Source organism: Stappia sp. TSB10P1A (assembly GCF_900185725.1).
Taxonomy (GTDB): domain Bacteria; phylum Pseudomonadota; class Alphaproteobacteria; order Rhizobiales; family Stappiaceae; genus Stappia.
The window spans coordinates 74,340-88,406 of the sequence record NZ_FYAU01000005.1 but is presented as its reverse complement, the minus strand read 5'-3'; the positions used below and the strand labels follow the sequence as shown (position 1 = coordinate 88,406).

The following is a 14,067-nucleotide window of genomic DNA, read 5'->3' as shown; positions in this document are numbered from 1 at the left end:
CGTAGAGGTACCCGATCCGGTCGCGCGCTATGTATCTTGGCCAAAGGGAGGGGCCGGGATCATGACCCATCCAATGACACGCCGCTTCCTGATCGGCGCAGGAACGGCTGCCTTGATTGCGAGGCCGGCACGGGCACAGCCGGTTTTGCGTCTGGGATTGACGCCGGTCTTTCTGGATAACGATGCAGTCGTGATTGAGGGCCTGCGCCGCGCCCTTGCAAGCGGCATGAACCGCGAGATCGAACTGTTTCAGCGGCGCACCTACCAGGAAGTCACCGGCCTGCTTCTGGACCGGACGATCGATGCGGCCTGGCTTTGCGGCTATCCCTATCTGCAACATGCCGATGCGCTGGAACTTGTCGCCGTGCCGGCGTGGCGCGGCGGCCCGAGATACCAATCCTACCTGATCGTCGGGGCCGACGATCCGGCGACGGGCCTGAGCGAGCTGCGCGGCGGCTTGCACGCCTTCTCCGATCCGGATTCAAACTCGGGCTATCTCGTCACCGCAACCGATCTGCGGCGCCTCGGGGACCGGGTGGAGACCTTCTTCAGCAGGTCGGTCTTCACGTTCGGTCATCGCAACGTGGTGCGGGCCGTGGCGGACGGACTTGTCAGGTCGGGGAGCGTCGATGGCTATGTCTGGGAGGCTCTGGCCGTCATCGAACCGGCGCTGACCGAACGAACGCGGGTGGTTGCGCGGTCGGAATGGCTGGGCTTCCCTCCGGTCTGCGCGAGGCGCGACAATCTGGCCTCCGAGCCGGTTCGCGCACTGCAAGATGCCTTGCTGGGCCTGGTCGAGCGGGCCGACGGCCGTCAGGCGCTCGCCGCGCTGCATCTCGACGGTTTTCAGCGGGCGACCGACGATCTCTATGACGGAATTGCCGATCGCATGCGCGATCTGGGACCGTGACGAATGAAGCAGCTCGCCTCCCTGCCGATGTCGATAAAGCTGCCGCTGCTGGCGGCGGCGATGATGATCCTTGCCGGGACACTGGCCTCGCAAGTGGTCCTGCGGTCGCTGGCCCGGGTGCAGGACGCACGGATCCAGGAACTGGCGCAGATGCATGTCGAGGGGCTGACGGTGGCGTTGGGGTCGCATGTTCTGCGGAAGGATGTCCGGGAGGTCTATGACACGCTGGACCGGGCCTCGAAGGGGGCCGAGGGACGCAGGATGATTCTGACCGCCGTGGCGGACGAGCGCGGCCGCGTTCTGGCGGCGACCGACCCTCGGCGCGTGCCCATCGACAGCGATATCGCAGATCTGGTCCGAAATGCGGTGGCCCTCGACCATCTGTCGATAGACGATACCGCCCCCGTTCTCAACCTGCTGGCACCGCTGGTCTACCAAGGGCGCATGGTCGGCCAGATCGCAACCGAGCTGGACGTCTCCGACCTTCAGGCGGAACGGCGGCAGGCGCTCGTCTTCCTGATCCTCGGCAACGCTCTTATCGTCAGCCTGCTGACGCTGGCAGGCTTTGTCGTCCTGCGACGGATGCTGCGCCCGGTGACGACACTCGCCTATCAGATGACCGAGACGCCGGGCGAGCCCCACCCCATTCCGGTCTCGCAGATCCCACGTGGCGACGGCGAAACGGCGCGGCTGGCCCGCACCTACAATGCCATGGTGGCCGCCGTCGCCGCCAAGGCCGAAACCGAACGGCGGCTTGCCGAGCGGGAGCGGTTCGTGGCCCTTGGTCGCCTGTCCTCTTCGCTTGCGCATGAGATCAACAACCCGCTCGGCGGCCTGCTGAACGCCACCGATACGATCCGCAACTATCCCGACCGGCCCGAGGTGGTCCGCAAGGCTGCCGACCTGCTGGACCGAGGCCTGCGCCATCTGCGCGATGTGACGCGCGCGACGCTCGACCAGAACCGCCTCAATCGTCAGGACCTGCCGTTGACCCGCGAGGACTTCGAGGATCTCAAGCTCCTGATCCAGCCCGAAGTGTCACGCATGGGGCTTACGCTCGACTGGTCCGTGGACATGCCCGCGCCCACGGCGCACGGCCTTTGCGCGGTGCCGGTTCGGCAGATCGTGCTCAACCTGCTGCTGAACGCCTGCACGGCCGCAGGAACCGCGGGACGCGTCGGGCTGGCCGTGTTGCCAGTCGACCGGGAGCTCGTCCTGCAGATCACCAACACCGGGCCCGAACTGTCCCAGGCCGCGCGCGAGCGGCTGCTTGCCGACGGCCCGGTGCCTCAAGGTGGCGGCGTGGGCCTGCGCCTCTTGCGCGACCTCACCAGGCAACTGAACGGCAGGATCGATCTTGCGCGGGTCGAGGGCGTCACCTGCATCACGGTCGCACTGCCCTTCGCGACGGAGGCTGGCGATGCTGCGGAATAGACGGATCGTTCTCGTCGAGGACGATTCCATCATGGGTGGCTCTTTGGTGCAGCGTCTGGAGCTCGAAGGCGCAAGAGTGCTCTGGCTCAAGCAGATGGTGCGGGCGCTGGGAGCCATCCGGACCCCTAACGCGCCGATCGACGCGGTGATCTGCGACATCGCCCTGCCGGACGGGTCGGGCGAGGAACTGTTCGCCACGCTGGCCCGCACCAGCACGCCGCCGCCGTTTCTCTTCATCACCGGCCAGGGCGGCATCAGCCAGGCGGTTCGTCTGATGAAGGCGGGTGCCGCGGACTACGTGACCAAACCGTTCGACATGTCGGTGTTCCTCGAGCGGCTTGGGCTGCTTGTCGGCAATCGGAAGAGCCCGTCGCCGACCGACGACTTCCCACCCTTGCTGGGGGTGTCTTCGGCGGCGCGGCAGATCGAGGCTTTGATCGACAAAGCCGCGGCGAACGGCCAGCCCGTCCTGATCCGCGGCGGTCCGGGAACGGGTAAGGACCTTGTCGCGCGGCGCATTCACGACCTGTCGGACCGCCGCGTCACGCCGTTCGTCACCGTCGATCTCGTCCGCGAGGCCGATGCGGATGCGGCGCTGTTCGGATCGGCGAGCGGCTTCGGCACCGTACGAGACGGCACATTGTTCCTGCAGGCCGTCGGCAGGATGGGCGCCGAGGTCCAGTCCCGGCTGCTCGACCGGCTCGACCAGGGAGGCGAGGCGCGGCTGATCGCGGCCTGCGGCACCGATCTGGAGGCTCTTATTCAGGACGGTCGCTTCAGTGCCGAGCTGTTCCTGCGGCTGGCGCAGAACGAAATTCCGATACCGCCCCTCGGCACACGGCCGCAGGATGCGATCTGGCTTCTGCATCAGTTGTTCCGCAAGCTCGGCCCTCGCCAGGCACCCCAGGTCGAAGGAATCAGCACCCTGTGCGAAGAGGCCGTGCGGACCCACGATTGGCCGGGGGGCGGGCGCGAGCTTCGCACCAGATTGCTGCGAGGGCTGGCCATGGCGACAGGGTCGCTGCTGCAGCCCTCCGACCTGTTCCCGGAGCATCAGGCCGGGCCGGGGGAGTTCCTGTCGCTTGCGCAGGCGCGCGAGGCTGCCGAGCGGGTGCAGATCATCACCGCCCTCGACCGTACCGGCGGTCAGATCGGCGAGGCGGCGCGGCTGTTGCGCATCTCCCGCACAACCTTGTGGGAAAAGATGCAGAGGTTGGGCCTGTCCGGCCTGTGATCCCACTGCGGCATGTCCGGATTTCCGAACACGAAATTTTCTCTTTGAAATTCAGTCCTTAGCTGCACTGCAGCAGGACCTTGCGCGCCGTTGTCCGCCCTGGACCCGCGAAATAGCATGTTGCCGTATTTCGACTTTGGAGAGCTTGGGAGGAGCCAGCCAATGAAGTGCAACCGATTGGTCGACGTTGGGCGTCGACAGTTTCTGAAAGGGGGCGCGCTAGCGACGGCGGGCGCGGTGGCCGCGGTGGTAGCAACGCCGGAACAGGCCAGGGCACGCGCCCTTGCCCGCGTCGATTACCCGGCAAACCGTCTCGCCAATATCGCCGATCTGGCGGTGAACACGCCGCTGGATGTCGCCTATCCCGATCCGGACAGCCCTGGCGTTCTGCTCAAGCTGGGCCAGGCCGTGGACGGCGGCGTCGGACCGGATGGCGACATCGTGGCCTTCTCGGTGCTGTGTCCGCACAAGGGCTGGCTGCTGAGCTATTCGGCCACGGACAAGACGCTCAACTGCCCCGGCCATCACTCGCGCTTCGACTGCGAGGCGGGCGGACAGCAGATCTGGGGTCATGCCACGCAGAACCTGCCGCAATTCCTGCTGCGCGTCGACGACAAGGGAGACATCTATGCCGACGGCGTGGACGACCTGATCTACGGCCGCCTGTCGAACGTGCTGTAGGGGGAGGGAAAACGATGGCTTACAAGAGACAGATCGACCGCCTGCCGATCATCCCCGCAGATGCGCAGGAATTCAACGTCACCTGCCACTACTGCATCGTCGGCTGCGGCTACAAGGCCTACACCTGGCCGATGAACCGTCAGGGCGGAACGGCGCCTGGCGAAAACAAGTTCGGCGTCGACCTGAGCGAACAGCAGCACATGGAAACCGAGGCCTGGTTCGCGCCGTCGATGTACAACGTGGTGCGCCAGAACGGTCGCGACGTGCATCTGGTGGTCAAGCCCGACAGCGGCTGTGTGGTCAATTCGGGCCTGGGGTCGATCCGCGGCGCACGGATGGCGGAGAACCGGCCGTCGAAGGTCATGGGCACACAGCAGCAGCGCCTGTCCGACCCGATGGTCTGGCGCAACGGCACCTGGCAGCCGACAAGCTGGAACGATGCGCTCGACCTGGTGGCACGGGTCACGGCGCGGGTGGTGGCGCAAGGGTCCGAGGACGATCTGGTCGTCTCGATGTTCGACCACGGCGGCAGTGCCGGCGGCTACGAGAACACCTGGGGCACCGGAAAGCTCTACTTCCAGAGCATGAAGGTGAAGAACTGTCGCATCCACAACCGGCCGGCCTACAATTCCGAGGTCCATTCCAGCCGCGACATGGGCGTGGACGAGCTGAACTACGCCTACGAGGACTATCAGGTGACCGACACGATCTTCATCGTCGGTGCCAACTCGATGGAAACGCAGACCAACCTCTACCTCAACCACATGGTCAAGGGTCTGCAGAACGGTGCGAAGATGGTCGTCGTCGATCCGCGCCGCACTCTGACGATTGCCTCGTCCGAGCAGTTCGCAGGCCCCGAGAACGTGCTGCACCTGGCGATCAGGGAAGGCACGGACATGGCGCTGTTCAACGCCATCCTGACCCATATCGTCGACAACGGCTGGACCGACAAGGAGTTCATCGCCAATTCGACCTTCCAGGACGGGGTGGCGGTGCCCGAGGATCCGGCGCACCCCGCCGCGCTCGGCAGCCTCGAAACGGCGATGCTGACCTGTCGCACCTCGCTCGATCAGGCCGCCGAGATCTGCGGCGTTCCGGCCGCCGACATCGCCAAGGCCGCCGAGTGGATCGCCAAGCCGCATGACGACGGCAGCCGCCGCAATTGCGTGACGGCCTACGAGAAGGGCATCATCTGGGGCAACGACAACTATCGCACCATCGGTGCGCTGGTGAACATCGCGCTCGCAACCGGCAATGTCGGCCGCGAGGGCGGCGGTGTCTGCCGTCTGGGCGGTCACCAGGAAGGCTATTACCGTCCCGGCGACGCACATGTGGGCCGCCCGGCCGAGTATGTCGACCAGTTCCTCATCCGCGGCCTCGGCAAAGTGCACCACATCTGGGCCTGCGACCATTACAAGACCACGCTGAACGCTTCGGAATTCAAGCGGGTGCACAAGCGCCGATCCGACATGGTGAAGGATGCCATCGACGCCGCCGCCGGAGGCACGCGCGAACAGGTGGTCGACGCGATCGTCTCGGCGCTGAACGCCGGCGGGCTCTTCGTGGTGGACGTGGACATCATCCACAGCCAGATCGGCCAGAATGCTCATGTGATCCTGCCGGCCTGCGAAGCCAACGAGATGAACCTCACCTCGATGAACGGCGAGCGGCGCCTGCGGCTGTCCGAGAAATATATGGACCCCTACGGCAATTCGAGACCCGACTGCCTGATCGCCGCCGGCATCGCGCAAGCCATGGAACGGGTGCTGCGCGAGATGGGACACGCGGCCTATGCCGACCAGTTCAAGGGTTTCGACTGGGCAACCGAAGAAGACGCCTTCATGGACGGCTACCACCAGGGCAATCCGGAGGTGACCTATGAGCGCCTGCGGGCCATGGGCAACAACGGCGTGCAGGAGCCGGTCATAGGCTATGAAGATGGCCAACTGATCGGCACCACGCGCCTATACACCGATGGCCGTTTCACCCGTCACGGGCGCGAGGACGGAAAGGCGCTGTTCTGCGCCGCCGGCTGGCGCGGCTGGCAGGCGCCCGGCAAGGCGCGCGAACAGGCCGCGCATCGCTTCTGGATCAACAACGTTCGCGCCAACATCTTCTGGCAGAACCAGTTCCTCGATCAGGAGAACGACTTCGTCCAGGACCGCTACCCACATCCTTTCGTCGAGATGCATCCCGAAGACATGGTGGACTTGGGCCTTAATCCCGGCGATCTTCTGGAAATCGTCAACGACAACGGGGTGACGCAGGGCATGGCCTATCCGATGCCGACGCTCAAGCGGAACACGGTGGCGATGGTCTTCGGCTCGCCGGCGGGAAGCCAGGGCAACGTGGTCAATCCGGGGGTCAACGAACTGGTGTTGCCGGACTACAAGCACTGTTGGGGCACGATCCGCAAGATCGCGGACGCCACGGCGCAGACCCGCAACATCTCGTTCAAGTCTCACGAGATCATGCTTTGATTCAAGCCAACGGACCCGCCCCGCCGCCGGGGCGGGTCCCTGCGCAGGAGGTGCAGATGGGAACGGCAGCTTCCTGTTCGGCCGGCAGGCCCGGGTCGGCGCTCTCGGTCGATGCTGCGCGGCTGCGTGCCGTTGCGGTCGCAACGCCTGTGGCGGGCGCCGAAACGCTTCACCTCGACCAGGCCGCAGGCCGCGTGCTGGCGGCGCCGGTCCTGGCCGTCTCGGCCTTGCCGCCCTTCGACAACTCGGCCATGGACGGCTATGCCATCCGCCTTTCCGACCTGACGGGCGATGGTCCCTGGCACCTGCCGGTCTCCGCGCGCATTGCCGCCGGCGACGGCCGCCGGCTGATCCTGCCGCAAGGTTCGGCGGCACGCATCTTCACCGGTGCGCCGATCCCGCTGGAAGCCGATGCCGTCGTGATCCAGGAACAGGTCTCGCGCGTGGGCGACAGCGTGACGCTGACGCAGCGTCCCCGGGCCGGGCAGAACATCCGCCGCCAGGGCGAGGATATGGCACATGGGGCGCCCGCGCTTGACGCAGGATTAGCCCTGAGCCCGCCCCGCCTTGCCCTTCTGGCAGGCAGCGGCGTGGCGGAGGTCGCTGTTCGGCCCAAGGTGCGCGTGGCCATTCTGTCGACCGGCAACGAACTGGCCGAGCCGGGCCGGGCGCTTGGGCCGGGACAGATCTACAATTCCAACCGCGTGCTTCTGCGCGCCACCCTGGCCGGGCTATCCTGGGTCGCGCTGTCCGATCTCGGCATTCTGCCGGACGATCCCGCCTGTATCCGCGCCGCGATCCGCGACGCCGCGCAGGGGCATGACGTCGTGATCTCCTCCGGCGGCGTGTCGGCCGGCGAGGAGGATCACATCCTCGACGCGCTGCGCGCCGAAGCGGCGGAACTGGACGTGCTCAAGGTTGCCATCCGCCCCGGCAAGCCGCTGACCGTGGGCCGGCTGGGCGCGGCGCTGTATGTCGGGCTTCCCGGCAACCCCTATGCGGCCGCGATCACCTTCAGCCAGATCGCCCAACCGGCCCTGCGCCGGGTCGCCGGACTGCTGGAGGAGCCGGACAACTGGCTGCCGGCCATCGCAGGGTTCCGGTATCGCCGCTCGACAGGGCGACGGGAATATGTGCCGGTCGTCTGGACCGAGCGCGACCCGATGGGACGCCCGATCCTCGATCGGTTGGGCCCGGGCGCGTCAGCCGCCTTGTCGCCCATGGCCCGGGCGATGGGGATCGCCGTGATCCCGCCCGACGTCGACGCCGTCCACCCCGGCATGCCCTTGCCCGTGATGCTGCTCTGCCCTTGACCGGGGGCGAGGTCCGCGCTGGCTCGCCTGATCGGAGGCGAGACCGGTCGGACCCAGATCGACCCCAGATCACCCCCAGATCGCCACAGGTCCGGGCGTGACGACCCAGGGTGCGGAGCCGGAGATGCCGTCGCCGCTTCGCGCGCTTTCGCACAGCCCAACCTCTGGTGTGGCGAATTTGAATCATGCCTCGCTTTGGCAGCGACCGTCAGAGCGTCTTTCAAAGTCCAAAATAACAATAGAACCATTGACTTAGTCGTTTTCCTTTTAAATCTGGAGGTCGCATAGAGCAGGCCGCCAAAGGTGACTAACTTCAGACCCGGGTGACCAGAATCTCGGCGCCCCTGCCCCCGGAGCGCGGGCGCTTCACGCTGCCCGCTTTTCCAACGTGATCTAGCCGCGGCGGAGTCACCCTTCCATCTGCGCGCCTCGTTTCGAACGCGACTCATCGCTGGGCGATACCCCGACGGCGCCGGCGTAATCGAGCAAATCACGGCCTTTACACATCTACATGCATGCACATGCACCTTGACGAGCGCCTCACTCCAATCTACATGCATGTGCATGCAAGATAAGTGAGGTGCATATGAAATCCGTTGTCGTCTATTCGGACTATGTGTGCCCGTTCTGCCTGCTGGCCGAGAAAGTCGTGTCACGGGCAACAGCGGGCCGCAACATTGGCCTGAGCTGGCACGCCTTCGAACTGAGGCCGGCGCCAGTGCCAACCCTGAAGCCAGAAGACCCTTACCTGCCTTCAATCTGGGCCCGGTCGGTATATCCGCTCGCTGAGCAGCTTGGGGTGCCAATCAAGCTGCCCTCGATCTCCCCGCAGCCGAGGACAGCCAAGGCATTCGAGTTGCTGGCGATGGCGCAGGATCAAGGGCGTGATCACGCCTATTCCTTGCGTGTTCTGCAGGCCTTTTTCCAGGAAGACCGCAATATCGGTGATCCGCAAGTCCTGGTGGGGCTGGCTGCGGACGTCGGAATCGACGCGGAAGCGGCTCGTCTTGCGCTGAAGGACGGTACGTACAGAGCACGTCACCGCGAAGCGCTGCGCCATGCCAAGGAAGACATGGGGATCCGCTCGGTTCCCACCATTGTCGTCGGCGATCAGATCTTCCGAGGGACTCCGCCCATGGCGCAACTTGAGGCGGCGCTCGATCAGTTCGAAGCCGCCGCCGGCCCCAAACAGTCCCATCCCCTCATCAGCATTGGAGAGTAAGCATGCCCTGGTTGTATCTCGGGATCGCCGTCATTTTCGAGATCGCTGTCGCAATTTCGGCCGGAAACGCGAAAGGCTTCACCCACCCCGGCTGGACCGCAGCTACGCTTGCGAGCGGTGCTTTGGCGACCCTCTTTCTCAGTCTTGCGCTTCTGACATTCGACGTCGGCGTGGGCTACGCCATGTGGACCTCAATCTCGGGCGTCGGGATCGTCGTTCTGGGCGCGTTGTTCTTCGGCCAAACCCTGAGCTGGAAAAAAGCTCTCGGCATCGCGCTGGTCATCGGCGGGGTTGTTGGCCTGCGCTTGAGCGGCGCAGCGTAGGCGCTGCACCTGAAACAACGAAACCGGCTTGCTTCACAAAGGAAACCAAACGCTATGACAATCGTCCAAGAAGCCCGCAAATCCACAAGCGCCTGGGTGATGCTGCTCCTGGCCAGCCTGTTCGAGGTCGGCTATGCGATAAGCGTCGGAGGCAGTACAGCTTTCACGAGGCTGGGCTGGTCCGCGGCCGCCATCGTGTTCTTTCTTCTTACCCTGTATTTTTTGAGTGCGGCCCTGCGAGAGATCGATGTGGGCATTGGCTATGCCGTCTGGGCAGGGATCGGCTCGATTGGAGCCGTCCTTTTCGGCAGCGTCGTGTTCGACCAGACTCTCACCTGGTTTCAGGGCCTCTGGCTCGCGGTCATCATCGCAGGGGTCGTTTGGTTGAAGCTGGCCGACAGTCCCAAACTTCAAGCTCCAGGCTCGTGAACGGCAGGAGAACATCGATATGGTCCAGCCCCCCTCCGCTCGCATGCTTCCGCTGATGGCCGAAACAGTGGCTTTCTCCCTCAAGCACGTAGCCAGCGGCGGCATCCCGTTCACCGCCCTGATTGTCGGCGAGACTGGCGAGATACTCGGTCGTGGCGTCAATCGCGTCATCGAGTGTCACGATCCAACAGCCCACGCTGAAGTCGAGGCTATCCGCAATGCCTGCCGATCTGGAAGAACGCCGCATCTGCAGGGCGCCACGCTTTTGGCTTCCGGAGAACCATGCGCTATGTGCTATCTCAGTGCCCTCTATGCCGGGATCTCGCATATTTACTACGCTGTCGACAGACACGCGGCGGCTGACCATGGGTTTGACTACCGTGGATCATACCGTCTGCTGGAAACCGATCCTCGAACGTGGGCGTCACCTCGTGCCCGCGAACTGGCGGTACCTGACAGGCTGGCGCCGTTCGAGGCCTATCAGCGCGGCTCCCGCCGAGCGGCCGGCAGATAGGTGAGCCTTGCGCGGGCATCTGCATGGCCATACATGTAGGTGCCCGCCTGTTCGCCGTCCAAGGATGCAGATGCAGCGATGCCCCATTCGAAATCCATCTCCTGGCACAAGTTGCTCGATATCGTGGACAGCGTCGAGGCAGACCTGAGCAGAGTCCTGCAGGCAAAGCACAGTCTCGGATTGTCGGAGTTCCGAGCACTGGATGCTCTGTCGAAAGCCGCGAACAGCGAGCTCCGGATGCAGGAATTGGCCGCGCATTTGGGCCTCAATCAAAGCTCGGTTTCTCGCATGCTCGAACGCTTGAGCCGTGCTGACTTGGCTGTGCGGGATCTGTGTCCGGACGACAAGCGAGGCGTCTACGCAGTCCTCACCAAGCCAGGCGCCGATCGTCTCAAGGCCGCTCGGGCGGACTATGAGAAGACCCTTGAGGAGGCTCTGCTACGCAACGGCGCCGATGCCCTGCTTGAAGCGGTCGATCGCAAGGCTGCCAAGCCATCGCCGTGACGCGGACCGACCGACGCCTTCGCTGAGGGTTTCTCCTGAACGCAGAAACGCGCGGCATTGCATCCGAGCCGTTTTGCGAGCTGCCGACTTTCCCGCCCTCTCGTTGGGAGGGACAGTTGTGTCAGACGTGTCACTCAGTAGGCCCCCGACAGCAGCGCGCCATAACCGGGGACCCGGGTGCTCAGGCCGAGCCGCTTCAGCATCATGTAGGTGGTCGCCACCGACGAGGAGATGACCGGCATGCCGACGCGATCCTCGATGATCTGGATCGCAGCCAGCGACGGCATCTGCACGCAGGCCGACGCAATGACGGCATCGACGCTGTCGGTTTTCAGTCGCTTGGTGATCTCCACCGGCGCCAGCGGGTCCTGCCGCCCGACCTCGAGATTGTCCGGGATCTCCAGCGAGATGCTGTCGACGACCTCGATCCCCTCATTCTCGATATAGTCGATGACCAGCTTGGTCAGAGGCTTCATATAGGGCGCCAGGATCGAGACCTTCTTCGCGCCGATGGCATGCAGCCCGTCGACCAGGGCACCGGCGCTGGTGACGACGGGCGCCGGCGCGCCGTTCTCCTCGGTCCGGCGGTGCAGCCGCTCCTCCGAGACCCGGTGATAGCCCAACCCCATGCTCATGATGGCGACAAGACAGGCATAGCCAAGGACGTCGACGCGCGCGTCCGACAGCTCCAGCGCACAGCGTTCGCTGTCGCCGTCCATCGCCGCAAGCTCTTCCTTGGTCACCTTCTTCATGCGCATGCGGCTCGAATGAAAGGTGAACCGCTCGGGATGGCTTGCCTCGCGGGCGCGCAAGATCGCCGGGATTTCGGTTTCCATCGTCGTGTTCGAGGAGGGGACGATCTGCCCCACACGCACGATCCGGTTGGCACTCATTTCTCGGTCTCCGGTCCTGTATCTGTGGCGGGATCCGCGAGGGATGCCTCGGCCGCCGCCGCTGCAAAGTCGTCGAAGCGCGCCGGCTGGAGCGGCCGCCGATTCACCCGCAGGTCGAAAATGTCGAACCGGTTGTAGTGACCGGTGATGTCGTGCATCTGCCGGGGCTGGATGCAGCGGGACAGGTCGATCTCGGCATAGACGATGCCTTCCTCGTCGATCAGCGGCTCGCCGACCACCCGGCCATCCGGCCCCAGAACACCGGAAAAGGCGCTGTTCTTCCGCGCAAGCAGGTCGCGCGCCTGCGGATGCGAGGCCGCCATCGCATCGATGATCTCCTGCGAGACGGTCGAGCACGAGACAACGGTGAACACCTTGCCCTCGAAGCTGTGCGCGGCCGCGCGCACCTTGATCGCCTCGGCCATGTCGTAGTCGGGAGGCGCAACCGGCAGGGAGATGTAATTGGCGACATGCACCAGCTCGCCCTGGGCAAGCAGCGCGAAGCGCGCCAGCGTGTTGGTGTTCTCGCCGCAGGCAAGGCAACCGAGCGGACCGACGCTGGTGTCATGCACGCGCAGGGCCGATGCATCGCCCGGAGCCCATGTCAGCTTCTCGGCCCATGTCGGCACCAGCTTGCGATGGCGCCCGAGCACAAGGCCTTCGTCCGAAATGGTAATGACGGTATTGTAGATCGTACCGATGCCGTGCCGGCTGCGCTCGTTCGCGCCGACCACCACATTGATCCGGTGGCGGGCGGCCGCCTGCGCGATCTCGGCGATTTCCGGCCCCGGGATCTCGATGGCCGAGCGTACCAGCCGCTCGAACCAGGGGCTTCCCTCCACCGGGTTCATAATCCAGTTCCAGTAGGGATAGCCGGCGATGAAGACCTCGGGGAAGGCGACGAGCCGGGCGCCGGCCTCGGCCGCCTCCCGGATCAGGCCGCAGACCTTCGCCACGGTCGCTTCGGTATCGAGGAAGACGGGAGCCGCCTGGACTGCGGCAGCCTTGAATTTGGGCAGATCGAGCATGCCACTCCCTCCGGGTGAGATGGGGTCGCGTCAGGCCGCGACGGGTCTAGCGGGGCCGCGCGCACTTGCCGCCGGCAGGACGCCGTCGTCGACGACACCCCGCCGGCATTGACGTGTCACGGACCATGGAAGCGCGGCCCGCGGCGGCAAGCCGTACCGTTTTGACGACTTGCCCGTCCTGTTCGGATCAGATCGCGACGACCGGGTGGCGCAGCGTGCCGATACCCTCGACGCCGGCCTCGATGACATCGCCGGGCCATAGCCATTCCTGCGGGTCCCGGCCGGCGCCCACGCCATCCGGCGTTCCCGACGCGATGATGTCGCCGGGTTCCAGCGCAATCGCCGCGCTGATGTCGGCGATCAATGCCGGCACCTTGAACAGCATGTGGCGCGTGTTGGACTTCTGCTTCGTCTCGCCGTTAACCGTCAGCCACAGATCCAGCGCATGGGGATCGCCGATCTCGTCGGCCGTGACGATGCACGGGCCGAAGGGGGCATATGTGTCCTGGCCCTTGGAGTAGATCCATTGGCCTGCCCGGCGATTGTCGCGAGCGCTGATGTCGATCATCACGCTGTAGCCGAAGACATGGGCGAGCGCCTCGGCCTCGGACACACGGCTGGCCGTCCGCCCCATCACCACCGCCAGTTCCACCTCCCAGTCCAGTTGCTGGGTGATCCTGGCGTCGTGCTGCACCGCCTCACCGGGCCCGATAACCGTCGTCGGCGGCTTGGAGAAGAGGATCGGCTGCTTCGGCAGGTCCTTCGAGGTGTCGAGCGTGCGCGCCGATTCGGCGACATGCTCGACATAGTTGAGCCCGATTCCGAAGACGTTCTTGCGGGGTCGCGGGATCGGCGCCAGCAGCCTGACATTGCCCAGCGGCAGCGTGACGCCGGTTCGGAACCCTGTCCGGCTGTCCTCGATGATTGACCGCAGGTCCGAAACCGCCACCGGGCCAAGGTCGATGAAGTCGAGCATTTTCGACGGCAGAGGCAAACCGGCCCGCAGGCCGATCCTCTCGACATCGATCACCAGATCTCCGTCAAGGACACCGAGGCGGGCCTCCGCCTCGATGCTGCTGCGATACGTGACAAGACGCATGGG

14 protein-coding genes are annotated in these 14,067 nt (G+C 65.1%); 11 read left to right on the top strand and 3 right to left on the bottom strand.

What is annotated here, in order from left to right; genetic code table 11:
• The first annotated feature begins 61 nt into the window (after positions 1–61).
• From TSB10P1A_RS01155 to TSB10P1A_RS01105, 11 genes are all read left to right on the top strand, one after another.
• Complete coding sequence (locus TSB10P1A_RS01155; RefSeq protein ID WP_186386062.1) at positions 62–910, top strand: PhnD/SsuA/transferrin family substrate-binding protein; 849 nt, start codon at positions 62–64, stop codon at positions 908–910.
• A gap of 3 nt (positions 911–913) precedes the next feature.
• Positions 914–2,344: an ATP-binding protein gene (locus TSB10P1A_RS01150; protein ID WP_186386061.1), complete on the top strand. Its 1,431-nt coding sequence runs from the start codon at positions 914–916 to the stop codon at positions 2,342–2,344.
• The gene (locus TSB10P1A_RS01145) at positions 2,331–3,578 is read left to right on the top strand and encodes a sigma-54 dependent transcriptional regulator (protein WP_186386101.1); all 1,248 of its coding nucleotides are present in this window, start codon (positions 2,331–2,333) and stop codon (positions 3,576–3,578) included. The genes TSB10P1A_RS01150 and TSB10P1A_RS01145 overlap by 14 nt, the downstream gene beginning before the upstream one ends.
• A gap of 162 nt (positions 3,579–3,740) precedes the next feature.
• Positions 3,741–4,259, top strand: a complete 519-nt coding sequence (locus tag TSB10P1A_RS01140) for an arsenate reductase (azurin) small subunit (RefSeq protein ID WP_186386060.1) — start codon at positions 3,741–3,743, stop codon at positions 4,257–4,259.
• A gap of 14 nt (positions 4,260–4,273) precedes the next feature.
• Positions 4,274–6,739, top strand: a complete 2,466-nt coding sequence (locus TSB10P1A_RS01135; protein ID WP_186386059.1) for an arsenate reductase (azurin) large subunit — start codon at positions 4,274–4,276, stop codon at positions 6,737–6,739.
• A 56-nt stretch (positions 6,740–6,795) separates the two neighbouring features.
• Positions 6,796–8,052 (top strand): gephyrin-like molybdotransferase Glp, encoded by a 1,257-nt coding sequence (gene glp, locus TSB10P1A_RS01130; protein ID WP_186386058.1) that lies wholly within the window; start codon positions 6,796–6,798, stop codon positions 8,050–8,052.
• 586 nt (positions 8,053–8,638) lie between these two features.
• Complete coding sequence (locus TSB10P1A_RS01125) at positions 8,639–9,274, top strand: DsbA family protein (RefSeq protein ID WP_186386057.1); 636 nt, start codon at positions 8,639–8,641, stop codon at positions 9,272–9,274.
• Between the two features lie 2 nt (positions 9,275–9,276).
• Positions 9,277–9,597, top strand: a complete 321-nt coding sequence (locus TSB10P1A_RS01120; RefSeq protein ID WP_186386056.1) for a multidrug efflux SMR transporter — start codon at positions 9,277–9,279, stop codon at positions 9,595–9,597.
• A 54-nt stretch (positions 9,598–9,651) separates the two neighbouring features.
• Positions 9,652–10,026 carry a multidrug efflux SMR transporter gene (locus tag TSB10P1A_RS01115; RefSeq protein ID WP_186386055.1) on the top strand — a complete coding sequence of 125 codons (375 nt, stop codon included), beginning with the start codon at positions 9,652–9,654 and terminating at the stop codon, positions 10,024–10,026.
• A 19-nt stretch (positions 10,027–10,045) separates the two neighbouring features.
• The gene (locus tag TSB10P1A_RS01110) at positions 10,046–10,540 is read left to right on the top strand and encodes a nucleoside deaminase (RefSeq protein WP_208985265.1); all 495 of its coding nucleotides are present in this window, start codon (positions 10,046–10,048) and stop codon (positions 10,538–10,540) included.
• Between the two features lie 78 nt (positions 10,541–10,618).
• A complete protein-coding gene (locus TSB10P1A_RS01105) occupies positions 10,619–11,044 on the top strand; it encodes a MarR family winged helix-turn-helix transcriptional regulator (RefSeq protein WP_186386054.1) in 426 nt (141 codons plus the stop codon).
• 134 nt (positions 11,045–11,178) lie between these two features.
• Here the strand turns inward: TSB10P1A_RS01105 and TSB10P1A_RS01100 are convergent, their stop codons facing one another.
• From TSB10P1A_RS01100 to TSB10P1A_RS01090, 3 genes are all read right to left on the bottom strand, one after another.
• Positions 11,179–11,937: an Asp/Glu racemase gene (locus TSB10P1A_RS01100; protein WP_305849889.1), complete on the bottom strand. Its 759-nt coding sequence runs from the start codon at positions 11,935–11,937 to the stop codon at positions 11,179–11,181.
• Positions 11,934–12,965 carry a carbon-nitrogen hydrolase family protein gene (locus tag TSB10P1A_RS01095; protein ID WP_186386053.1) on the bottom strand — a complete coding sequence of 344 codons (1,032 nt, stop codon included), beginning with the start codon at positions 12,963–12,965 and terminating at the stop codon, positions 11,934–11,936. Before TSB10P1A_RS01095 ends, TSB10P1A_RS01100 begins: the two co-directional genes overlap by 4 nt.
• A gap of 187 nt (positions 12,966–13,152) precedes the next feature.
• Positions 13,153–14,064 carry a fumarylacetoacetate hydrolase family protein gene (locus tag TSB10P1A_RS01090; RefSeq protein ID WP_186386052.1) on the bottom strand — a complete coding sequence of 304 codons (912 nt, stop codon included), beginning with the start codon at positions 14,062–14,064 and terminating at the stop codon, positions 13,153–13,155.
• Positions 14,065–14,067 lie beyond the last annotated feature (3 nt).

Bases quoted from the DNA above. Each gene is read 5' to 3' on its own strand.
- TSB10P1A_RS01110 (WP_208985265.1), top strand. From the start codon at position 10,046: ATGGTCCAGCCCCCCTCCGCTCGCATGCTTCCGCTGATGGCCGAAACA.
- TSB10P1A_RS01095 (WP_186386053.1), bottom strand. From the start codon at position 12,965: ATGCTCGATCTGCCCAAATTCAAGGCTGCCGCAGTCCAGGCGGCTCCC.
- TSB10P1A_RS01120 (WP_186386056.1), top strand. From the start codon at position 9,277: ATGCCCTGGTTGTATCTCGGGATCGCCGTCATTTTCGAGATCGCTGTC.
- TSB10P1A_RS01145 (WP_186386101.1), top strand. From the start codon at position 2,331: ATGCTGCGGAATAGACGGATCGTTCTCGTCGAGGACGATTCCATCATG.
- TSB10P1A_RS01100 (WP_305849889.1), bottom strand. From the start codon at position 11,937: ATGAGTGCCAACCGGATCGTGCGTGTGGGGCAGATCGTCCCCTCCTCG.
- TSB10P1A_RS01105 (WP_186386054.1), top strand. From the start codon at position 10,619: ATGCCCCATTCGAAATCCATCTCCTGGCACAAGTTGCTCGATATCGTG.
- TSB10P1A_RS01135 (WP_186386059.1), top strand. From the start codon at position 4,274: ATGGCTTACAAGAGACAGATCGACCGCCTGCCGATCATCCCCGCAGAT.
- TSB10P1A_RS01155 (WP_186386062.1), top strand. From the start codon at position 62: ATGACCCATCCAATGACACGCCGCTTCCTGATCGGCGCAGGAACGGCT.
- TSB10P1A_RS01090 (WP_186386052.1), bottom strand. From the start codon at position 14,064: ATGCGTCTTGTCACGTATCGCAGCAGCATCGAGGCGGAGGCCCGCCTC.
- TSB10P1A_RS01125 (WP_186386057.1), top strand. From the start codon at position 8,639: ATGAAATCCGTTGTCGTCTATTCGGACTATGTGTGCCCGTTCTGCCTG.
- TSB10P1A_RS01150 (WP_186386061.1), top strand. From the start codon at position 914: ATGAAGCAGCTCGCCTCCCTGCCGATGTCGATAAAGCTGCCGCTGCTG.
- glp (WP_186386058.1), top strand. From the start codon at position 6,796: ATGGGAACGGCAGCTTCCTGTTCGGCCGGCAGGCCCGGGTCGGCGCTC.
- TSB10P1A_RS01140 (WP_186386060.1), top strand. From the start codon at position 3,741: ATGAAGTGCAACCGATTGGTCGACGTTGGGCGTCGACAGTTTCTGAAA.
- TSB10P1A_RS01115 (WP_186386055.1), top strand. From the start codon at position 9,652: ATGACAATCGTCCAAGAAGCCCGCAAATCCACAAGCGCCTGGGTGATG.